14 protein-coding genes and 4 tRNA genes are annotated in these 18454 nt (G+C 27.1%); 3 read left to right on the top strand and 15 right to left on the bottom strand.

All coding sequences use genetic code 11. The features are described from left to right. Positions 1-42: 42 nt before the first annotated feature. The 14 genes from D9V62_RS00165 to murB all read right to left on the bottom strand — a co-directional run bounded on the left by D9V62_RS00165 (position 43) and on the right by murB (position 14334). Positions 43-315: an HU family DNA-binding protein gene (locus D9V62_RS00165; protein WP_158339811.1), complete on the bottom strand. Its 273-nt coding sequence runs from the start codon at positions 313-315 to the stop codon at positions 43-45. A gap of 549 nt (positions 316-864) precedes the next feature. Then, on the bottom strand, positions 865-5094 hold the full coding sequence (rpoC, locus tag D9V62_RS00170; RefSeq protein ID WP_158339812.1) for a DNA-directed RNA polymerase subunit beta': 4230 nt from the start codon (positions 5092-5094) through the stop codon (positions 865-867). Between the two features lie 70 nt (positions 5095-5164). Beyond that, positions 5165-9193, bottom strand: a complete 4029-nt coding sequence (rpoB, locus tag D9V62_RS00175) for a DNA-directed RNA polymerase subunit beta (protein WP_158339813.1) — start codon at positions 9191-9193, stop codon at positions 5165-5167. 185 nt (positions 9194-9378) lie between these two features. After that, positions 9379-9747, bottom strand: a complete 369-nt coding sequence (rplL, locus tag D9V62_RS00180; protein WP_158339814.1) for a 50S ribosomal protein L7/L12 — start codon at positions 9745-9747, stop codon at positions 9379-9381. Between the two features lie 69 nt (positions 9748-9816). Then, positions 9817-10314: a 50S ribosomal protein L10 gene (rplJ, locus tag D9V62_RS00185; protein WP_158339815.1), complete on the bottom strand. Its 498-nt coding sequence runs from the start codon at positions 10312-10314 to the stop codon at positions 9817-9819. Between the two features lie 190 nt (positions 10315-10504). Next, entirely contained in the window at positions 10505-11197 is a 693-nt protein-coding gene (gene rplA, locus D9V62_RS00190) for a 50S ribosomal protein L1 (protein ID WP_158339816.1), read from the bottom strand. Between the two features lie 2 nt (positions 11198-11199). Further along, positions 11200-11628 (bottom strand): 50S ribosomal protein L11, encoded by a 429-nt coding sequence (rplK, locus tag D9V62_RS00195; protein ID WP_158339817.1) that lies wholly within the window; start codon positions 11626-11628, stop codon positions 11200-11202. A gap of 27 nt (positions 11629-11655) precedes the next feature. After that, positions 11656-12201: a transcription termination/antitermination protein NusG gene (nusG, locus tag D9V62_RS00200; RefSeq protein WP_158339818.1), complete on the bottom strand. Its 546-nt coding sequence runs from the start codon at positions 12199-12201 to the stop codon at positions 11656-11658. A gap of 2 nt (positions 12202-12203) precedes the next feature. Continuing rightward, complete coding sequence (gene secE, locus D9V62_RS00205) at positions 12204-12587, bottom strand: preprotein translocase subunit SecE (protein WP_158339819.1); 384 nt, start codon at positions 12585-12587, stop codon at positions 12204-12206. A 223-nt stretch (positions 12588-12810) separates the two neighbouring features. Continuing rightward, positions 12811-12883: transfer RNA gene (locus D9V62_RS00210), tRNA-Thr, on the bottom strand. Positions 12884-12895: 12 nt separating this feature from the next. Then, positions 12896-12967: transfer RNA gene (locus D9V62_RS00215), tRNA-Gly, on the bottom strand. A 14-nt stretch (positions 12968-12981) separates the two neighbouring features. Beyond that, positions 12982-13063: transfer RNA gene (locus D9V62_RS00220), tRNA-Tyr, on the bottom strand. 14 nt (positions 13064-13077) lie between these two features. Beyond that, a tRNA-Thr gene (locus tag D9V62_RS00225) sits at positions 13078-13150 on the bottom strand. A 140-nt stretch (positions 13151-13290) separates the two neighbouring features. Continuing rightward, a complete protein-coding gene (gene murB / locus D9V62_RS00230) occupies positions 13291-14334 on the bottom strand; it encodes a UDP-N-acetylmuramate dehydrogenase (RefSeq protein ID WP_158339820.1) in 1044 nt (347 codons plus the stop codon). Positions 14335-14448: 114 nt separating this feature from the next. On the opposite strand from murB, the gene metF reads away from it, so the two are divergent. After that, positions 14449-15330, top strand: coding sequence for a methylenetetrahydrofolate reductase (metF, locus tag D9V62_RS00235; protein ID WP_158339821.1), 882 nt, complete (start codon positions 14449-14451; stop codon positions 15328-15330). Positions 15331-15355: 25 nt separating this feature from the next. Here the strand turns inward: metF and argE are convergent, their stop codons facing one another. Continuing rightward, a complete protein-coding gene (argE, locus tag D9V62_RS00240; RefSeq protein WP_158339822.1) occupies positions 15356-16501 on the bottom strand; it encodes an acetylornithine deacetylase in 1146 nt (381 codons plus the stop codon). Positions 16502-16653: 152 nt separating this feature from the next. Here argE and argC point away from each other — a divergent pair, with 152 nt between their 5' ends. Then, positions 16654-17658, top strand: coding sequence for an N-acetyl-gamma-glutamyl-phosphate reductase (gene argC, locus D9V62_RS00245; RefSeq protein ID WP_158339823.1), 1005 nt, complete (start codon positions 16654-16656; stop codon positions 17656-17658). Positions 17659-17673: 15 nt separating this feature from the next. Beyond that, positions 17674-18447: an acetylglutamate kinase gene (argB, locus tag D9V62_RS00250; protein WP_158340332.1), complete on the top strand. Its 774-nt coding sequence runs from the start codon at positions 17674-17676 to the stop codon at positions 18445-18447. Positions 18448-18454: the final 7 nt, after the last annotated feature.

The raw sequence follows: 18454 nt of genomic DNA on the forward strand, positions 1-18454 counted from the left end.
TAGGGGCATTGTGCCCCTTATTTTTTTTAATATAATAATTTTTTATTTAATTGCATTTTTTAATGTTTTTCCAGATATAAAACTAGGTACTTTCGTTGCAGGAATAATAATTTCTTTTCCTGTTTGTGGATTTCTTCCTGTTCGAGCAGCTCTTAAATTGACTTTGAATGTACCAAAACCAACTATTTGTACTGATTCACCTTTTTTTAAAGAATCAATGATAGTTGATAATGTTGATTCTAAAGTAGATTTAACTTGTATTTTTGATAAATTAGATTTTTTAGAAATAATATTAATTAATTGAGTTTTATTCATTATCTTACCTTTTTATTTAAAAAATAATAATTAATTTAAATTATATTGATATAAATTTTAATAAAAAGCACCTATTTTATGTAGTAAGAACAACTTATCTGAGTATAAATTTTATGTTCTTAGAAAATTTAAAAAGCAAATTTCAGTTAATATTTTATATAATTTAAATCTAAATTTAATTGATATTACGTCTTTAAAAATTGATTTAAAATAAAAAAGATTAATTTATTAAATTAAATAAAATATATAATATATCTAAAAAAATAAAAAGATAGTATAAATAAAACATATATTTTTACTTAAATAAAAATTTATTTATAGAATTTTGAAAGAATGAAATTAGCAAGTTTATATTAATAAGGTAAAAAATAAATAATATTAAATGTATTTTAATAAATTTAAGTGTGTTTTTATAAAAAATTATATTTTTGTTTATTTAAGTATATAATTTAATAATAAATGTTAAATATTTACAAATGTTTTAGGCTGCTTTTATAGAGCAGCCATATTTCTATTTTTATATTTTAAAAATTTGTATATATATAATTTTTATGTCAAAGTAGAATTTAATAATTCAGATAAACTTGCAGATGCCTCTTCAGCACTAACTTGAGAAGACGAATTATTATTACTTAATGCATGATTATTATTTATAGTTTTACGACGATTTAAACGCTCTTTATGATATGCATATCCAGTTCCTGCTGGGATTAAACGACCAACAATAACGTTTTCTTTTAATCCTCGTAGTTCATCTTTTTTACCGGCTACTGCTGATTCTGTTAGTACTCTAGTTGTTTCTTGAAAAGATGCTGCAGATATAAATGATTCAGTTGCTAAAGAAGCTTTAGTAATTCCTAATAAATCTCTTGAAAAAGTAGCTGGTATTTTATTTTTTTTATTTAATATTCGATTTGAAATTTTTATTCTTGAAAACTCAACTTGTTCTCCATCTAAGAAATCTGAATTTCCTGATTTAATTATTGTCGCTTTTCTAAGCATTTGTCTAATAATAACTTCAATATGTTTATCATTAATTTTTACGCCTTGTAAACGATATACTTCTTGTACTTCATTTACAATATATTTAGTTACAGATTGAACACCTCTTAAACGAAGAATATCATGCGGTGATTCTGGACCGTCAGATATAACATCACCGCGTTCTACTCGTTCGCCTTCAAATACATTTAATTGTCTCCACTTGGGAATCATTTCTTCATACGAATCACTTCCATCTACTGGAGTTATAATTAATCTTCTTTTTCCCTTTGTTTCTTTTCCAAATGAAACAATACCACTAATTTCAGCTAGAATAGCTAGTTCTTTTGGACGTCTTGCTTCAAATAAATCTGCCACCCTAGGTAATCCACCAGTTATATCTTTAGTTCCTCCTGATTCTTGAGGTACTCTTGCTAAAGTATCACCTGAACTAATTTTTACACCATCATTTAATTGTACAATTGCCTTTCCTGGTAAAAAGTATTGAGCAGGCATATCTGTACCTGAAATAAGTACATCGTTTCCTTTCTCATCAACAATTTTTAATGAGGGTCTTAAATCTTTACCAATAGTCATTCTTTCAGCTGTATCTAACACAACTATTGAAGATAATCCTGTTAATTCATCTGCTTGTCTTGTAATACTTTGACCATCTATCATATCTATAAATCGAACAAATCCATTAACCTCTGTAATTACTGGTATAGTATGTGGATCCCATTTTGCTATAGTTTCTCCAGAACTAACTTCTTCTCCATTTTTTTTGGCCATTATAGATCCGTAAGGTATTTTATAACTTTCTTTTGTTCTACCAAATTTATCAATTATATTTAATTCTACGTTTCTTGATGTGATAACTATTTTTCCAGAAGAATTAGTTACAGATTTTGCATTGTTAAGATTTATAATACCTTTATTTTTAATTTGAATACTAGACTCAGTTGCAACTCTTGATGCAGCACCACCAATATGAAACGTTCTCATAGTTAATTGAGTCCCAGGCTCTCCTATAGATTGAGCTGCTATTACTCCTATTGCTTCTCCTTTATTAACTAGGTTCCCCCTTGCCAAATCTCTTCCATAACAGTATGAGCATACACCAAAATCGGTATCACAATTAACTACAGATCTTACTTTTATCGTATCTATAGAATTGTTTTCCAAAAGATCACACCATTCTTCATTTAATAAAGTATTTCTCTCAATTAATACATTCTTAGTATTAGGATTCAATATATTTTCTGCAGTTACACGACCTAAAACTCTTTCACGTAATGGTTCTTTAACATCTCCACCTTCTATTAATGGTGTCATTAAAATTCCTTCATGTGTTCCACAATCGTTTTTTGTAATAACTAAATCTTGTGCCACATCTACAAGACGACGTGTTAGATAACCAGAATTAGCTGTTTTTAATGCTGTGTCAGCTAATCCCTTTCTTGCTCCATGAGTTGAAATAAAGTATTGTAGTACATTTAAACCTTCTCTAAAGTTAGCTGTGATAGGTGTTTCAATAATAGAACCATCAGGTTTAGCCATTAATCCGCGCATTCCAGCTAATTGACGAATTTGTGCAGCTGATCCTCGAGCTCCGGAATCTGCCATCATAAATATACTGTTAAAAGAAGTTTGTTTTTGTAATTCTCCTTGTTTGTTTAAAACTAATTCTGTAGATAAGTTTTCCATCATTGCTTTTGCAACTCGTTCGTTAGCTGCAGCCCAAATGTCAATAACTTTATTGTATCTTTCTCCTGCTGTCACTAAACCAGATTGAAATTGTTCTTGTATTTCAGCAACTTCAATTTCTGCTTCGTGGATAATATTTGATTTTTTTTCTGGTATAACCATATCATTAATACCTACAGATGCTCCTGATCTTGCAGCATAAGCAAAACCTGTATACATAATTTGATCAGCAAAAGTCACAGTAGGCTTTAACCCTAAAATGCGATAACATATATTTAACATTTTAGAAATATCTTTTTTCCCTAAAGTTTGATTAACTATACTAAATGGTAAACCTTTAGGAACAATCATCCATAAAATTGCTCTTCCTACAGTAGTATTAACTATTTTTTTTATAGGACTAAATTCATTATTTGCATTTTTTTGGTATTCTATTATTCTAATTTTAACTAAAGAATGTAGTTCAGCAATTCCTAAATGATATACTTTTTCTGCCTCATTAGAACCATTTAGAAACATACCTTCTCCTTTTCCATTTATTTTTTCTCGAGTCATATAGTACAAACCTAAAACTACATCTTGAGAAGGTACGATAATTGGTTCTCCATTAGCTGGGGATAAAATGTTATTTGTAGACATCATTAAAGCTCTGGATTCTAATTGAGCTTCTAATGTTAATGGAACGTGAACAGCCATTTGATCTCCATCAAAATCAGCGTTATAAGCAGCGCACACTAATGGATGTAATTGAATGGCTTTGCCTTCTATTAAAACAGGTTCAAATGCTTGAATACCTAATCTATGTAAAGTAGGAGCACGATTTAATAACACTGGATGTTCTCGAATAACTTCATCTAATATATCCCATACTACTGCTTCTTCTCTTTCTACCATTTTTTTTGCGGCTTTTATAGTAGTTGCCAAACTTCTTACTTCTAATTTTCCATATATAAATGGTTTAAAAAGTTCTAAAGCCATTTTTTTAGGCAAACCACATTGATGCAATCGTAAATAAGGACCTACAGTAATAACTGATCGACCTGAATAATCTACACGTTTTCCAAGTAAATTTTGACGAAATCTACCTTGTTTACCTTTAATCATATCAGCTAAAGATTTAAGAGGTCTTTTATTAGATCCTGTAATAGCTCTTCCTCTTCTTCCATTATCTAGTAATGCATCTACTGCTTCTTGTAGCATTCTTTTTTCGTTTCTAACAATAATATCAGGAGCGGCTAAATCTAATAATCTTTTTAATCGATTATTTCTATTAATAACTCTTCTATACAAGTCATTAAGATCAGAAGTTGCAAACCTGCCACCATCTAATGGTACTAGAGGTCTTAAATCAGGAGGTAATACTGGTAAAACAGTAAGAATCATCCATTCTGGTTTATTATTAGATTGTATAAATGATTCAATCAATTTAATTCTTTTAGTTAATTTTTTTCGTTTTGTTTCGGAATTGGTTTCATTTAACTCTATTCTTAAATTTTCACATTCTTTTATTAAATGCATATTTTTCAACAATAGTTGAATTGCTTCTGCTCCCATTGTTGCATAAAATTCATCTCCAAATTCTTCTAATGCATCTAAATATTGTTCTTCTGTTAAAATTTGATTTTTTTCAAGATTAGTCATACCTGGATCAATAACAACATAAGATTCAAAATATAGTACTCTTTCAATATCTCTTAATGGCATGTCTAATAATAAACCTATACGTGATGGTAAGGATTTTAAAAACCAAATATGAGCTGTAGGAGAAGAAAGTTCTATATGACCCATACGTTCACGTCTTACTTTACTTTGCGTAACTTCAACACCGCATTTTTCACAGATTACACCTCGATGTTTTAATCTTTTATACTTTCCACATAAACATTCATAATCTTTAACTGGACCAAAAATACGAGCGCAAAATAATCCGTCTCTTTCTGGTTTAAAGGTACGATAGTTAATAGTTTCAGGTTTTTTAACTTCGCCAAAGGACCAAGATCTAATAACATCTGGTGATGCTAAGGAAATTTTAATGGCATCAAAATCTTCAGTTTTAGTTTGGGCTTTTAAAAATTTTAGTAAATCTTTCACGCATGAGCTCTCATTGGAGTGAAACTTTTGAAGGTTTTAAATCTATATATTCACTAATATATTAAATGTTTTATTCGTTTTCTAATTCGATATTAATTCCTAGTGAACGAATCTCTTTTAGTAGCACGTTAAATGATTCTGGCATCCCAGGTTCCATTTGATGATTACCATCTACAATATTTTTATACATTTTTGTTCTTCCATTAACATCGTCAGATTTAACGGTTAACATTTCTTGCAATGTATAAGAAGCTCCATATGCTTCTAACGCCCAAACTTCCATTTCTCCAAAGCGTTGTCCACCAAACTGAGCTTTTCCTCCTAATGGTTGTTGAGTTACAAGACTATAAGAACCGGTTGAACGAGCATGCATTTTATCATCTACTAAATGGTTTAATTTTAACATATACATATAACCAACAGTAACAGGTCTTTCAAATTTTTCTCCTGTTCTTCCATCAAATAGAAAAATTTGTCCAGATATAGGTAAATTGGCGAATTTTAACATTTGTTTTATTTCTTTTTCTTTTGCACCATCAAAAACTGGTGTTGCAATAGGAAAACCTTTTCTTAGATTATTTGCTAAATGTAGTATTTCTTCATTTGAAAATTTGTCTAAATTTACTTTTTGTCTTAAGTTTTCTCCTAAATCGAAAGTTTTTTGAATAAATTTTTTTAAGTGAGATATTTTTTCTTGTTTTTTGAGCATATTATTAATTTGATCACCAATTCCCTTTGCAGCCATGCCTAAATGTGTTTCTAATATTTGTCCAATATTCATACGTGATGGTACTCCTAAAGGATTTAAAACAATATCTACTGGTATACCGTTTTCATCATATGGCATATCTTCAACAGGATTGATTTTAGAAATAACTCCTTTGTTACCATGTCTTCCAGCCATTTTATCACCAGGTTGTATTTGACGTTTTACTGCTAAATATACTTTTACTATTTTTAATACTCCTGGTGCAAGATCGTCACCTTGTATAATTTTTCGACGTTTTATTTCTATTTTTTTTTCAAATTCTTTTTTTAGTTCATTATTCTGTTGTATAAATTTCTCCATTTCTTTATTTTTATCTTGTTCTTTAACATTGATTGTAAGCCATTGTTCTAAAGGCAATTTATTTAAATAGTCTAATTCAATGTTAAAAGATAGAAGAGTTTTTTTTATTTTTAAAAATAAGCTTAATTGAAATATTTTAAATTCTTCTGTAAGATCTTTTTTTGCTTTCTTAAGTTGCATATCTTCAATTTCTAAAGCTCTTTTATCTTTTTTTACACCATCTCTTGTAAAAATTTGAACATCAATGACTGTTCCAGATACTCCATTAGGAACTCTTAATGATGAATCTTTTACATCTGATGCTTTTTCACCGAAAATAGCACGTAATAATTTTTCTTCTGGGGTTAATTGTGTTTCTCCTTTAGGTGTTACTTTGCCAACTAAAATATCTCCTCCAGTTACTTCGGCTCCAATGTATACAATTCCTGATTCATCTAATTTACATAAAGCTGCTTCTCCTACATTAGGTATATCTGAACTAATTTCTTCAGGTCCTAGTTTAGTATCTCTAGATATACAAGATAATTCTTGAATATGAATCGTAGTAAAACGATCTTCTTGTACGACTTTTTCTGAAACTAATATAGAATCTTCAAAGTTATATCCATTCCAAGGCATAAAAGCAACTCGCATGTTTTGCCCTAATGCTAGTTCACCTAAATCAGTAGATGGTCCATCAGCTAATACATCTCCTTTGTTTATTTTTTCATTTAATTGAACACACGGTTTTTGATTAATACAAGTGTTTTGATTTGAACGAGTGTATTTAGTTAAATTATAAATATCTATACCTGATTCTCCTAAAAATGTTTCATTATCATTAACTTTAATAATAATTCGAGAAGCATCTACATATTGAATCATACCACTTCTTTTTGCTACAATTGTTACTCCTGAATCTACAGCTACTGCTCTTTCCATTCCAGTCCCTACTAAGGGTTTATCAGTTTTTAGAGTAGGCACTGCTTGACGTTGCATATTAGCTCCCATTAAAGCTCTATTTGCATCATCATGTTCAAGAAAAGGAATCAAAGATGCTCCAACAGATACAATTTGTTGAGTAGAAACATCCATATAATCTACTTGATTACGATTAAATAAACTTGATTCTCCTTTATGCCTACAAGTTACTAAATCATCCATAAAAAAATTATTATGATCTATATTTGTATTGGCCTGTGCAATAATATAATTTCCTTCTTCTATTGCAGATAAATAGTGTATTTCTTTTGTAACTAATCCATTTTTTACCTTTCTATAAGGTGTTTCTAAAAAACCATATGAGTTAGTTCTTGCATATACTGATAAAGAATTAATTAATCCAATATTAGGACCTTCTGGGGTTTCGATTGGACACACTCGACCATAATGTGTTGGGTGAACGTCTCTTACTTCAAAACCAGCTCTTTCTCTAGTTAAACCACCTAATCCTAAAGCTGAAATTCTTCTTTTATGTGTAATTTCTGATAAAGGATTATTTTGGTCCATAAATTGTGATAATTGACTAGAACCAAAAAACTCTTTTACAGCTGCAGATATTGGTTTGGCATTAATCATATCTTGTGGCATTAAAGTTTCTAAATCTCCTACTGATAATCTTTCCTTAACAGCTCTTTCTACTCTTACTAAACCAAGTCTAAATTGATTTTCTGCCATTTCTCCTACCGATCTAATTCGTCTATTTCCTAAATGATCAATATCATCTACCTCTCCTTTTCCATTTCGAATATCAATTAATTTTTTTATTACATCAATTATATCTTCTTTATTTAAAGTTCCTGGACCTTCAATTTTTTCACGTGATAAAGATCTATTAAATTTCATGCGTCCAACAGATGAAAGATCATATCGATCTTCAGAAAAAAACAAATTTTCAAATAGATTTTCTGTAGCTTCTTTTGTTAGTGGTTCTCCAGGTCTCATAACACGATAAATTTCCATTAATGCACTTGATCTATCATTTGATGAATCAATACGAAGTGTTTCAGAAATATATGGACCATGATCTAAATCATTAGTAAAAAGTGTTTCGATATATAAAAAATTTAGTTTTCTTAATTTTGTTAATACTTCTAAAGATAATTCTGTATTAGCTGAAATAATTATTTCTTTTGTTATTGGATGTAAATAATTTTTTGATACTATTCTTCCCAAAATATATTCTACTGGGACTATAATAGACGTAATGTTAAATTTTTTTAATTCTTGAATATGTCTAGCAGTGATACGACGACCTTTTTTAATGTATATTTTTCCGTTTTTCTGAATATCAAAAGAAGCAGTTTCACCTCGAAGTCTTTCTGAAACTAGTTCTAATTCAATTTTATTATTATTTATTTTAAAAATATTTTTTTCAAAAAATAAATTTAATATTTCTTCTGTATTATAATTTAGAGCACGTAAAATAATAGTTACTGGCAACTTTCTTCGTCTATCAATTCTAACAAATAAATTATCTTTTGGATCAAATTCAAAATCTAACCAAGATCCTCTATAAGGAATGATACGAGCATTATATAAAACCTTTCCTGATGAATGTGTCTTTCCTTTATCACTATCAAAAAACACGCCAGGACTTCGATGTAATTGAGATACAACAACTCTTTCTGTACCATTAATTATAAAAGTTCCATTATTTGTCATTAATGGTATTTCACCCATATATACTTCTTGTTCTTTAATATCTTTAACTGTAGGTTCTGATATATCACGTTCATAAATAACTAATCTTAGTTTAACTCTTAATGGAGCGGAGTAAGTAGCGCCTCGTATTTGACATTCTTTAACATCAAATGTTGCTTCACCTAATCGGTAACTTACATATTGCAATTCAGAATTACCATTATAACCACGTATAGGAAAAACTGATTGAAAAGCTGCTTCTAATCCGTGTTGTCCTTGTGCGTCTATTTTAATAAATTTTTTATAAGAGTTTAATTGAATAGAAAGAAGATATGGTATATCCAAAATTTGAGGACGTTTTCCAAAATCTTTACGAATACGTTTTTTTTCGGTGTAAGAGTAAACCATAGAGTTCCTGCGATTGTTGACAGACAAATTAATGGTAATATTATTGTCTTTTGATCTGAAGAAGAGATATTTTTTAATTTTAATTACTTATTTTAGTCATTTAAATATTTTATTATATAAAAGGGCTGGTGAATTGAAAACACCAGCCATATGCAGAATTTGATTACATAAAAATATATAATATTTTATTTAATTTCGATTTCAGCACCAACATCTTCTAAAGTTTTTTTCAACGATTCTGCGTCTTTTTTGTTAATATTTTCTTTTATGACAGTTGGTGCAGATTCTACTAAATCTTTAGCTTCTTTAAGTCCTAAACCAGTTGCACTACGAACGCTTTTGATCACTGATACTTTATTAGGACCAATAACTTTTAAAAAAACATCAAACTCTGTTTTTTCTTCAGCAGCTTTTTTTTCATTATTATTATTGGACTGCATAGACATATTTGCAGAAACTCCAAATTTTTTTTCCATTGCTGAAATAAGTTCAATAATATTCATTATCGACATTTCTGATACAGCTTCTAAAATTTGTTCTTTAGTAATAGACATAACAATAATTCCTAATAACAATTAGAATTATTTTAGATGTTAATAATACATCAAAAATAATAACCTCTTTTAAGAGGTTTCTTTTTTCTTTTTTATAGCAGATAATGTATAAATAAGTTTTCCAGCAGCTGATATTTTTAATATTAATAAAAGTTTTGCTATTGCTTCTTCATAAGTTGGCATATCTGCAAGTTGATTAATTTCTAAGTTAGATAGCAGTTTACCTTCAAAAACCGCTCCTGTAATTTTAAAATTTTTGTTTTTTTTTTCAAATTCTGTAAATAATCGAACCCCGCTACCTGGATGATTTGTAGAATAAGCTATAAGAGTTGAACCTTTTACAATTTCTTTTAAACATTCAAAAGCTGTATTTTTAATGGCTAAAGCTAGTAAGGTATTTCGAACAATGCTCATTTTTACGCCTAATTTACGTCCTGACTGTCTTAATTGATTTATTTTATTTACTGAAATTCCTTGAGAGTCCGCAATTACAGCTGATAAAGCCGAATTAGAAATTTGATGTATTTTAGAAACAATTATTTTTTTTTTATCAAGATTCAATGCCATTTTATCGTATTCTCCTACATTTTTATTTAGAGAAAAGATTTTTAATTAATTTTAAAGCAATAATTAGGATTAGTATTATTGTTTCTTTGTGATTATAAAAAATTTATTAAAATAAATTTTGAATTTTTAAAAGGGGATACCATTATAAATAATTTTTTTTCTATCGTAAAGTAAAAACATTTTATTATAATTAAGATAGATTTGATTGATCTATAGTTAAACCTATTCCCATAGTACTAGATAAAACAATTTTTTTGATATATATTCCTTTAGATTGTGGTGGTTTGGCTTTTTTTATCGATTCTAAAAAAGTATTGAAATTATCTTTAATCTGGTCTTTTTTAAAGTTAATTCTTCCGATAGTAGCATGAATAATTCCATTTTTATCATTTCGATAACAAATTTGTCCTGTTTTTGCGTTTTTAATTGCCTCATCAATATTGGTTGTAACTGTACCTAATTTGGGATTAGGCATTAGTCCTCGAGGTCCTAATATATGACCTAATTGAGTTACAATTTTCATAGCATCTGGTGATGCAATAACAGTATTGAATATAATACCTTCCTTTTTTATTTTTTCCGCTAAATCTTCCATTCCAATATATTCTGCACCAGCGTTTTTTGCTATTTCAATATTTTTGCCTTGAGTAAATACAGCAACTTTAATAACACGACCTATGCCATGTGGTAATATAGTAGTTCCTCGAATATTTTGATCTGATTTTTTTGGGTTTATTCCTAAATTAATAGCAATATCAATGCTTTCAATAAAATTGACTTTTGATGAATTTTTTAATAAAGTTATTATTTTATCAATGTCATATGACTTTTCAACGTTAATATCTTTCTTTATTGTATTCATACGTTTAGTAATTTTAACCATAATTAATCCTCGATAATTAAACCCATAGATTTAGCTGTACCTTTAATAGATTGAATGATATTTTCAATATTTGAACCAGTCATATCTTTTTCTTTTATTCTAGCTATTTCTTCAATTTGTAAATTTGTTACTTTACCTTTTGTTTCGATTTTGGGTTTACTAGATCCGGATTTAATTCCAGCAGCTTTTTTTAATAAAATAGAAGCTGGAGGTGTTTTTGTAATAAATGTAAATGAACGATCAGAATATACTGTTATAATTACTGGTATAGGTAATCCTTTTTCTATATTTGCCGTTTTTTCATTAAATAATTTACAAAATTCCATGATATTTACTCCTTTTTGTCCTAATGCAGGACCTATTGGAGGACTTGGATTAGCCATACCAGCAGATACTTGAAGTTTTATATAAGATTGTATTTTTTTTGCCATATTAAGATTTTCCTTATAAAAATGTTTTTAATTTTTTTCAACTTGTCTAAAGTCTAACTCTACAGGAGTAGATCTACCAAAAATCGAAACAGATACTTTTAATCTACTTTTTTCATAATCTACTTCTTCGACAACTCCATTAAAATCTGCAAAAGGACCATCATTAACTCGAATCATTTCTCCAGGTTCAAATAAAGTTTTAGGTCTTGGTTTGTCACCAATTTGACGTAGTCTATTAACAATAGTTTCTACTTCTTTATCACTGATTGGTGATGGTTTATCTGATTTTCCTCCAATAAAACCTAGTACTCTAGGAATATTCCTCATTAAATGCCAAGTTGTATCTGTCATAATCATTTGAATTAAAACATATCCTGGAAAAAATTTATGTTCACTTTTTCTACGCTGTCCACCTCGAATTTCAACAACTTCTTCAGAAGGAACCATAACTTCACCAAAAAATTCTTGCATTTTATTTAATTTCACATGTTCTCGTATTGATTGAGCAACACGACTTTCAAAACCAGAAAAAGCTTGTAAAACATACCATTTTTTTTTTGGATTTTCGTGCATTTTTATAACCTTAAACTAATAATAAATGCTATTAAACGAAATATAATACTATCTAAACCCCATAAAAGTAGTGACATAAATATTGTTACAAAAATAATGATAAATGTAGTATATAAAGTTTCTTTATATTTAGGCCATATTATTTTTTGCATTTCACTTTTTGATGCATTTATATACGCTAGGATAGCTTTGCCTTTTTTTGTGTAAATTAAAATAGCAATTGTACAACTAATTAAAAAAATTATTAACGAAATTCGAATAAATAAATTTATTTTATTAAAATAACAGTGAATTAAAATACATAAAATAAAATTTATAAGTATAAAAATCCATTTTATTTTTTCTATATTTTTATTTTTTTTTTGGTTAGAAATTTGTATACTCATGTTTTCTCCTGAGAATTGTAAAAAATTAAATAATTCAAGAAATATATTAGACTTTCTTGAAAGTTTAATTTTTTTATAATACATATGTTACAAATTTTTTGAAAAATAAAAATTGTATTTAGAGTATATTTTCATTTCAGGATTTAGATAATTTTAAAGGTGAGATTTTTTATGGATTGAATATTATTTTTGAAATTTTGTATTAGAATATATTTTTTTAAAATGCTGATACCCAGAATTGAACTGGGGACCTCACCCTTACCAAGGGTGTGCTCTACCCACTGAGCCATATCAGCAGCATTTTTTTAAGCGGTCAGCGGGAATTGAACCCGCATCATCAGCTTGGAAGGCTGAGGTAATATCCATTATACGATGTCCGCATGTGTAATGTTTTTGGTGGGAGAAGGATTCGAACCTTCGAAGTCTCAGACGGCAGATTTACAGTCTGCTCCCTTTAGCCACTCGGGAATCCCACCTATTAAAACATTTTTGCCGGCTACCGGAATCGAACTGGTGACCTACTGATTACAAGTCAGTTGCTCTACCTGCTGAGCTAAGCCGGCATTAAATAAACTTTGTTTTTTAATATTATATGTTTTTTCGTTTTTAATGCAAGGTTTTTTAAAAAATAATTTTAAATAATATATTATTATTTAATATAATATTTATAAAATACATAAAATTTAACTTATGAATAATTAAATTAAATATTTTTTAATAATTTTATTCTTCCCATAGCATTAATAAAATCTATTTCAGGTTCTAACCATATTTTAAATTTTTTTAAAATAGATTTTTGTATTATTTCAGCTAGTTTTAAAATTTCTTTTGGATGAGCTTTTTTTCGATTAATTAATATAAGTTTTTGTTTTTTATAAATAGCAGCATCTCCAATTTGGATGTTATTAAAATTATATTTTTCAATTAACCAAGCAGCTGAAATTTTTATAGATCCATCAATTTGCAAATAATGCGGTATATTAATATATAAAGATAAAATTTTTTTTGCTTTTTTTTTAGAAATAATAGGATTTTTAAAAAAGCTACCTGCATTTCCTAATTTATTTACATTAGGTAATTTTTTTTTTCTTATTTGACATATACTATTATATATTTTATAAGGGTTTACTTCTGTTATATTTATATTTTTTAAAAGTGCTTTAAAAATAATAGGATTCCATTTTTTGTATATTTTAATACCCACAGCAAGCACTGCATATTTGTCTTTGTACTTATATTTAAAAATACTATCACGATAAGAAAATTTACATAAATCTTTTTTAATTCTTATTATTTTAGAATTTTCTAAAGAAATAATATCAACATATTGACATATATTTTTAAATTCTAATCCATATGCGCCAATATTTTGAATAGCAGCAGATCCTAAACAGCCCGGAATTAATGCTAGGTTTTCTAATCCAAAAAAACCCATTCTTAATGTATATTTAACTAAGTCGTTCCATTTTTCTCCTGAATAAACATGTAATAACCAAGCATTTATTTGTTCTTTAACTTTAATACCTTTAATTCTATTAATTATAACTATTCCTTTATAATTTTCTAAAAAAAGTACATTACTACCCTCCCCTAAAATTATATAAGGAATATTAGATAAATTGCATGTTTTACAAATATTAATTAATGATTGAATACTTCGAACAAAAATAATTTTTTTTGCTGTTACATCGATAGAAAATGTGTTTAAATCTTTTAAAGATTTTTGATAAATTTTATTTTTATGCATATAAATTTTTAATATTATTAACATTTTTTAAAAATATACTATTTTCGGAGAAAAGTCCTATATTTATTTATGATATTATAACTAAAATTAAAATATTTTAATGGAGTTTTAAATATGAGTTTTTTAAAAAATGAATATCACCAAGATATAGTTAATCAAAAATTGAGCAATCTAAATAAGTTAATACGATGTTCTTTTGAATTTTTTCCACCTAAAAACATATATTTAGAAGAAAAATTATTTTCTTCTGTAATTCAATTAAATAAATTAAAACCATTTTTTTTTTCTGTTACCTATGGAGCAAATAGTGGTGAACGTAAAAAAACATATACAATTGTAAAAAAAATATATGAAAAAACAGGTGTTATAACAGCTCCTCATTTAACTTGTGTTGACGCAACACCAAGTGAATTAGAAAAAATAGCGAAATTTTACTGGGAAAATGGTATTCGAAGTATATTTGCATTAAGAGGAGATTCTGATAATACTAATCATCTACATCAAATGTATGCTTATGATTTAGTTGTTTTATTAAAAAAAATAGCTGATTTTGATATTTCTGTAGCAGCATATCCTGAAATACATCCAGAAGCTAAAAACGCACAATCTGATATTTTAAGTTTAAAAAAGAAAGTTGATGCAGGTGCTAATCGAGCTATTACTCAGTTTTTTTTTAATACTGAAAGTTATTTACGTTTTCGAGATAATTGTATTAAAAATAATATAAATGTTGAAATTATACCTGGTATATTGCCTATTTATAATTTTTCACAGTTAAAACAATTTTCTAAATTAACTAATGTTCATATTCCATCTTGGATGTTTGAGATTTTTAATAGATTAACTAATGACTTAATTACTCAAAGAATTATAGGTGCTAGTATAGTTATAGATATTATAAAAAATTTATCTAAAGAAGGTGTAAAAAACTTTCATTTTTATACTTTAAATCAATCAGATGTAGTATATTCTATATGTCGTTTATTTGGTTTTTAAGATTTTAATTATATAAATTATTTTTTTAACAACAAAATTTAATTATTAGTTGTTTTAAAATATTTTTTGTAGGCTCGATAAACGAACAATGTAAATATTCATCTGGATAATGTGCTTGATCGATTGAACCAGGCCCTAAAATCAATGTAGGTGCAATTTTATTTAAAAATGGTGCTTCTGTGCAATAGTTCGCAGTTGTAGATTCAATTTTACAAAAATTTTCTATTTTTTGCACTATTTTATGTTTTTTAGATATTTCATATGCAGGTACAGAAAAAAAAAGATTTTTTAAAAAAATTCGATTTGGCCATTTTTTATTAATTTTTTTTAATTTTTCTTTTAATAAAATTTCTAATGTTTTTAAGTTTAATTTGGGTATAGGTCGTATTTCAAATGTTATACTACATAACGAACAAATTCGATTGATTGCATTACCACCATTAATAGATCCTAAGTTCATAGTCGGATATGAAATAGAAAAATCTTGATGTGAATAGTTTTGTTGTAAATATTTTTTAAGATCAATTAAATTTTTTATTACTTCGTATGCAATTTCAATACTATTAATACCATTAGAGGGATTACTGGAATGTCCAGTATTACCAATAATGTCAATTTTATATGAAATATGACCTTTATGAGCTTTTATTAATTTTAAAGACGTTGGTTCTCCAATAATAATACAATCTGGTTTAATATTTGTAGATTGAGAAAAATATCTTGCTCCAGACATATCTGTTTCTTCATTAGCAGTAGCAAGTATATAAATTGGTTTTTTAAGCTTTTTGATATTTATAGAAGATATCACATCTAATAAAAAAGCAAAAAATCCTTTCATATCAACTACACCTAATCCATATAATTTATCATCTTTTTTGGTTAATTTAAAAGGATCTTTAGTCCATGCATTTTCATCAAAATCAACAGTATCTGTATGACCTGAAAATAACAATCCTCCATTACCTATACCCAATGAAGATAACATATTAAATTTATTTGTATTAGGTATATTTATAATTTGTATTAAAAAATTTAACTCTGAAAAATAATTTGCCAATAAGTCAATTAAAACTTTATTACTTTGATCTATTGTTTTTTTTTCGCTACTGATTGTAGGTATTTTAATAAACGATTCATACATTTGTATAAAAGAAGGTATTTTTCTTTTCATTTGAGCAAACTTATTAAAATTTTTTATATATTAAAACATATGTTACATATAAAGTAAAAATACTAATATAATTAAACATGCAAGCATTTTATATTTAATAATATAATAAATTAATTTTTAAAATAATTTTTTATTTTTAAGGTTTTCAATTTATGTTAAATGTTTTAATTGTCGGCGCTAGCGGGTATTCTGGAGCAGAGTTAGTTAATTATATTAATCGTCATAAGTTTGCTAGAATAAAAAAAATTTTTTTATCTAAAGATAGTATTGACATAGGAAAATTATTTTCTGATTTACATCCAGAATATACAAATATTATAAATTTATCATTTGAGTCTATTGAGAATTTTGCTTTAATTAAAAATAATATAGATGTGGTATTTTTGGCGACAGATCATAATGTAAGTCATACCTTAGTCCCTTTTTTTATAGAACACAATTGTGTTGTAATAGATTTATCTGGTGCATATAGAATAAATGATATTAGTATTTATTTAGAATATTATGGTTTTATTCATCAATACAAAAAAATTTTAAAAAAATCTGTTTATGGATTAGCTGAATGGAACCAGAAAAAAATTAAGGAAGCAAAATTGATTGCTATTCCAGGGTGTTATGCTACTTGTATACAATTAGCGCTCAAACCTATTTTAGAATCTAATATTTTATCTAAATCATATATTCCTATAGTTAATGCTATTAGTGGTGTTAGTGGTGCTGGTAGAAAGCCAAGTATTAATAATAGTTTTTGTGAAGTTAGTTTATCTCCATATAATATTTTTACGCATCGTCATACCCCAGAAATTATAGCACATTTAGGAATTCCAATAATTTTTATTCCACACTTGGGTCCTTTTGCAAGAGGCATTATTGCTACTATTACATGTAAATTAAAAACAAATGTTAAATTAAATCATATTTATGATATATATAATATATTTTATAAAGATAAATCATTAATTAGAGTGTATCAAAATACTTTTCCAAGTATTAAAGGAATAGTAAAATTACCATTTTGTGATATCGGATTTACTATTCAAGATGAATATCTTGTTATTGTAACAGCTGAAGATAATTTATTAAAAGGTGCAGCTGCTCAAGCAATACAGTGTTTTAATATTCGTTTTGGATTTAATGAAACAGAATCAATTATTTAATGAGGTATTTTAATGATTAATTCCTTAGTTATTAAATTAGGTGGAGTTCTTTTAGAAAGCGATAACGCAATGATGGGTTTGTTTAAAGCCATTTATGATTATCAAAAATCTAATAAACGAAATATTTTAATAATTCATGGAGGTGGACGATTAATAGATAATTTAATGAATAAATTATCTTTACCTATTACTAAAAAAAATGGCTTACGTATTACGCCTTCTGAACATATTAATGTTATTACAGGAGCTTTATCTGGAACAGCTAATAAAATTCTCTTGGCGTGGGCATTAAAAAATAAAATAAATGCTGTAGGTTTATGCTTATCTGATGGGCAAAGTACAAATATAGAAATATTAGATAAAGATTTAGGTCATGTAGGTAAAGTTAAACCAGGTTCTCCTGTTTTTTTATTAAATTTATGTGAGCAAGGTATTTTACCAATTATTAGTTCTATAGGTATTACAAATGATGGTAAATTAATGAATGTAAATGCAGATTTAGCTGCAACAGCAATTGCAAAAACTTTAGGAGCTCATTTAATTTTATTATCAGATATTAGTTCAATATTAGATGGAAAAGGACAAAGAATTAAAGAAATTAATAATGTTGAAGCTAAAAAATTAATTTCTCAAGGAATTATTACTAATGGTATGATTGTTAAAGTAAATGCCGCTCTAGATGCAGCTAAAACTTTACATAATTCAGTAGATATTGCTAGTTGGCAAAATACAGAAGATTTAAAATTGTTATTTAATGGTGTAAATATTGGAACACGAGTTTTAATATAGTTTAATT

This window comes from Buchnera aphidicola (Aphis helianthi) (assembly GCF_005083845.1).
Taxonomy (GTDB): domain Bacteria; phylum Pseudomonadota; class Gammaproteobacteria; order Enterobacterales; family Enterobacteriaceae; genus Buchnera; species Buchnera aphidicola_AW.

Coding starts and splice junctions, on each gene's coding strand:
- D9V62_RS00165 (WP_158339811.1), bottom strand. CDS start 315: ATGAATAAAACTCAATTAATTAATATTATTTCTAAAAAATCTAATTTA.
- rpoB (WP_158339813.1), bottom strand. CDS start 9,193: ATGGTTTACTCTTACACCGAAAAAAAACGTATTCGTAAAGATTTTGGA.
- rplL (WP_158339814.1), bottom strand. CDS start 9,747: ATGTCTATTACTAAAGAACAAATTTTAGAAGCTGTATCAGAAATGTCG.
- rplJ (WP_158339815.1), bottom strand. CDS start 10,314: ATGGCATTGAATCTTGATAAAAAAAAAATAATTGTTTCTAAAATACAT.
- rplA (WP_158339816.1), bottom strand. CDS start 11,197: ATGGTTAAAATTACTAAACGTATGAATACAATAAAGAAAGATATTAAC.
- rplK (WP_158339817.1), bottom strand. CDS start 11,628: ATGGCAAAAAAAATACAATCTTATATAAAACTTCAAGTATCTGCTGGT.
- nusG (WP_158339818.1), bottom strand. CDS start 12,201: ATGCACGAAAATCCAAAAAAAAAATGGTATGTTTTACAAGCTTTTTCT.
- secE (WP_158339819.1), bottom strand. CDS start 12,587: ATGAGTATACAAATTTCTAACCAAAAAAAAAATAAAAATATAGAAAAA.
- murB (WP_158339820.1), bottom strand. CDS start 14,334: ATGCATAAAAATAAAATTTATCAAAAATCTTTAAAAGATTTAAACACA.
- metF (WP_158339821.1), top strand. CDS start 14,449: ATGAGTTTTTTAAAAAATGAATATCACCAAGATATAGTTAATCAAAAA.
- argE (WP_158339822.1), bottom strand. CDS start 16,501: ATGAAAAGAAAAATACCTTCTTTTATACAAATGTATGAATCGTTTATT.
- argC (WP_158339823.1), top strand. CDS start 16,654: ATGTTAAATGTTTTAATTGTCGGCGCTAGCGGGTATTCTGGAGCAGAG.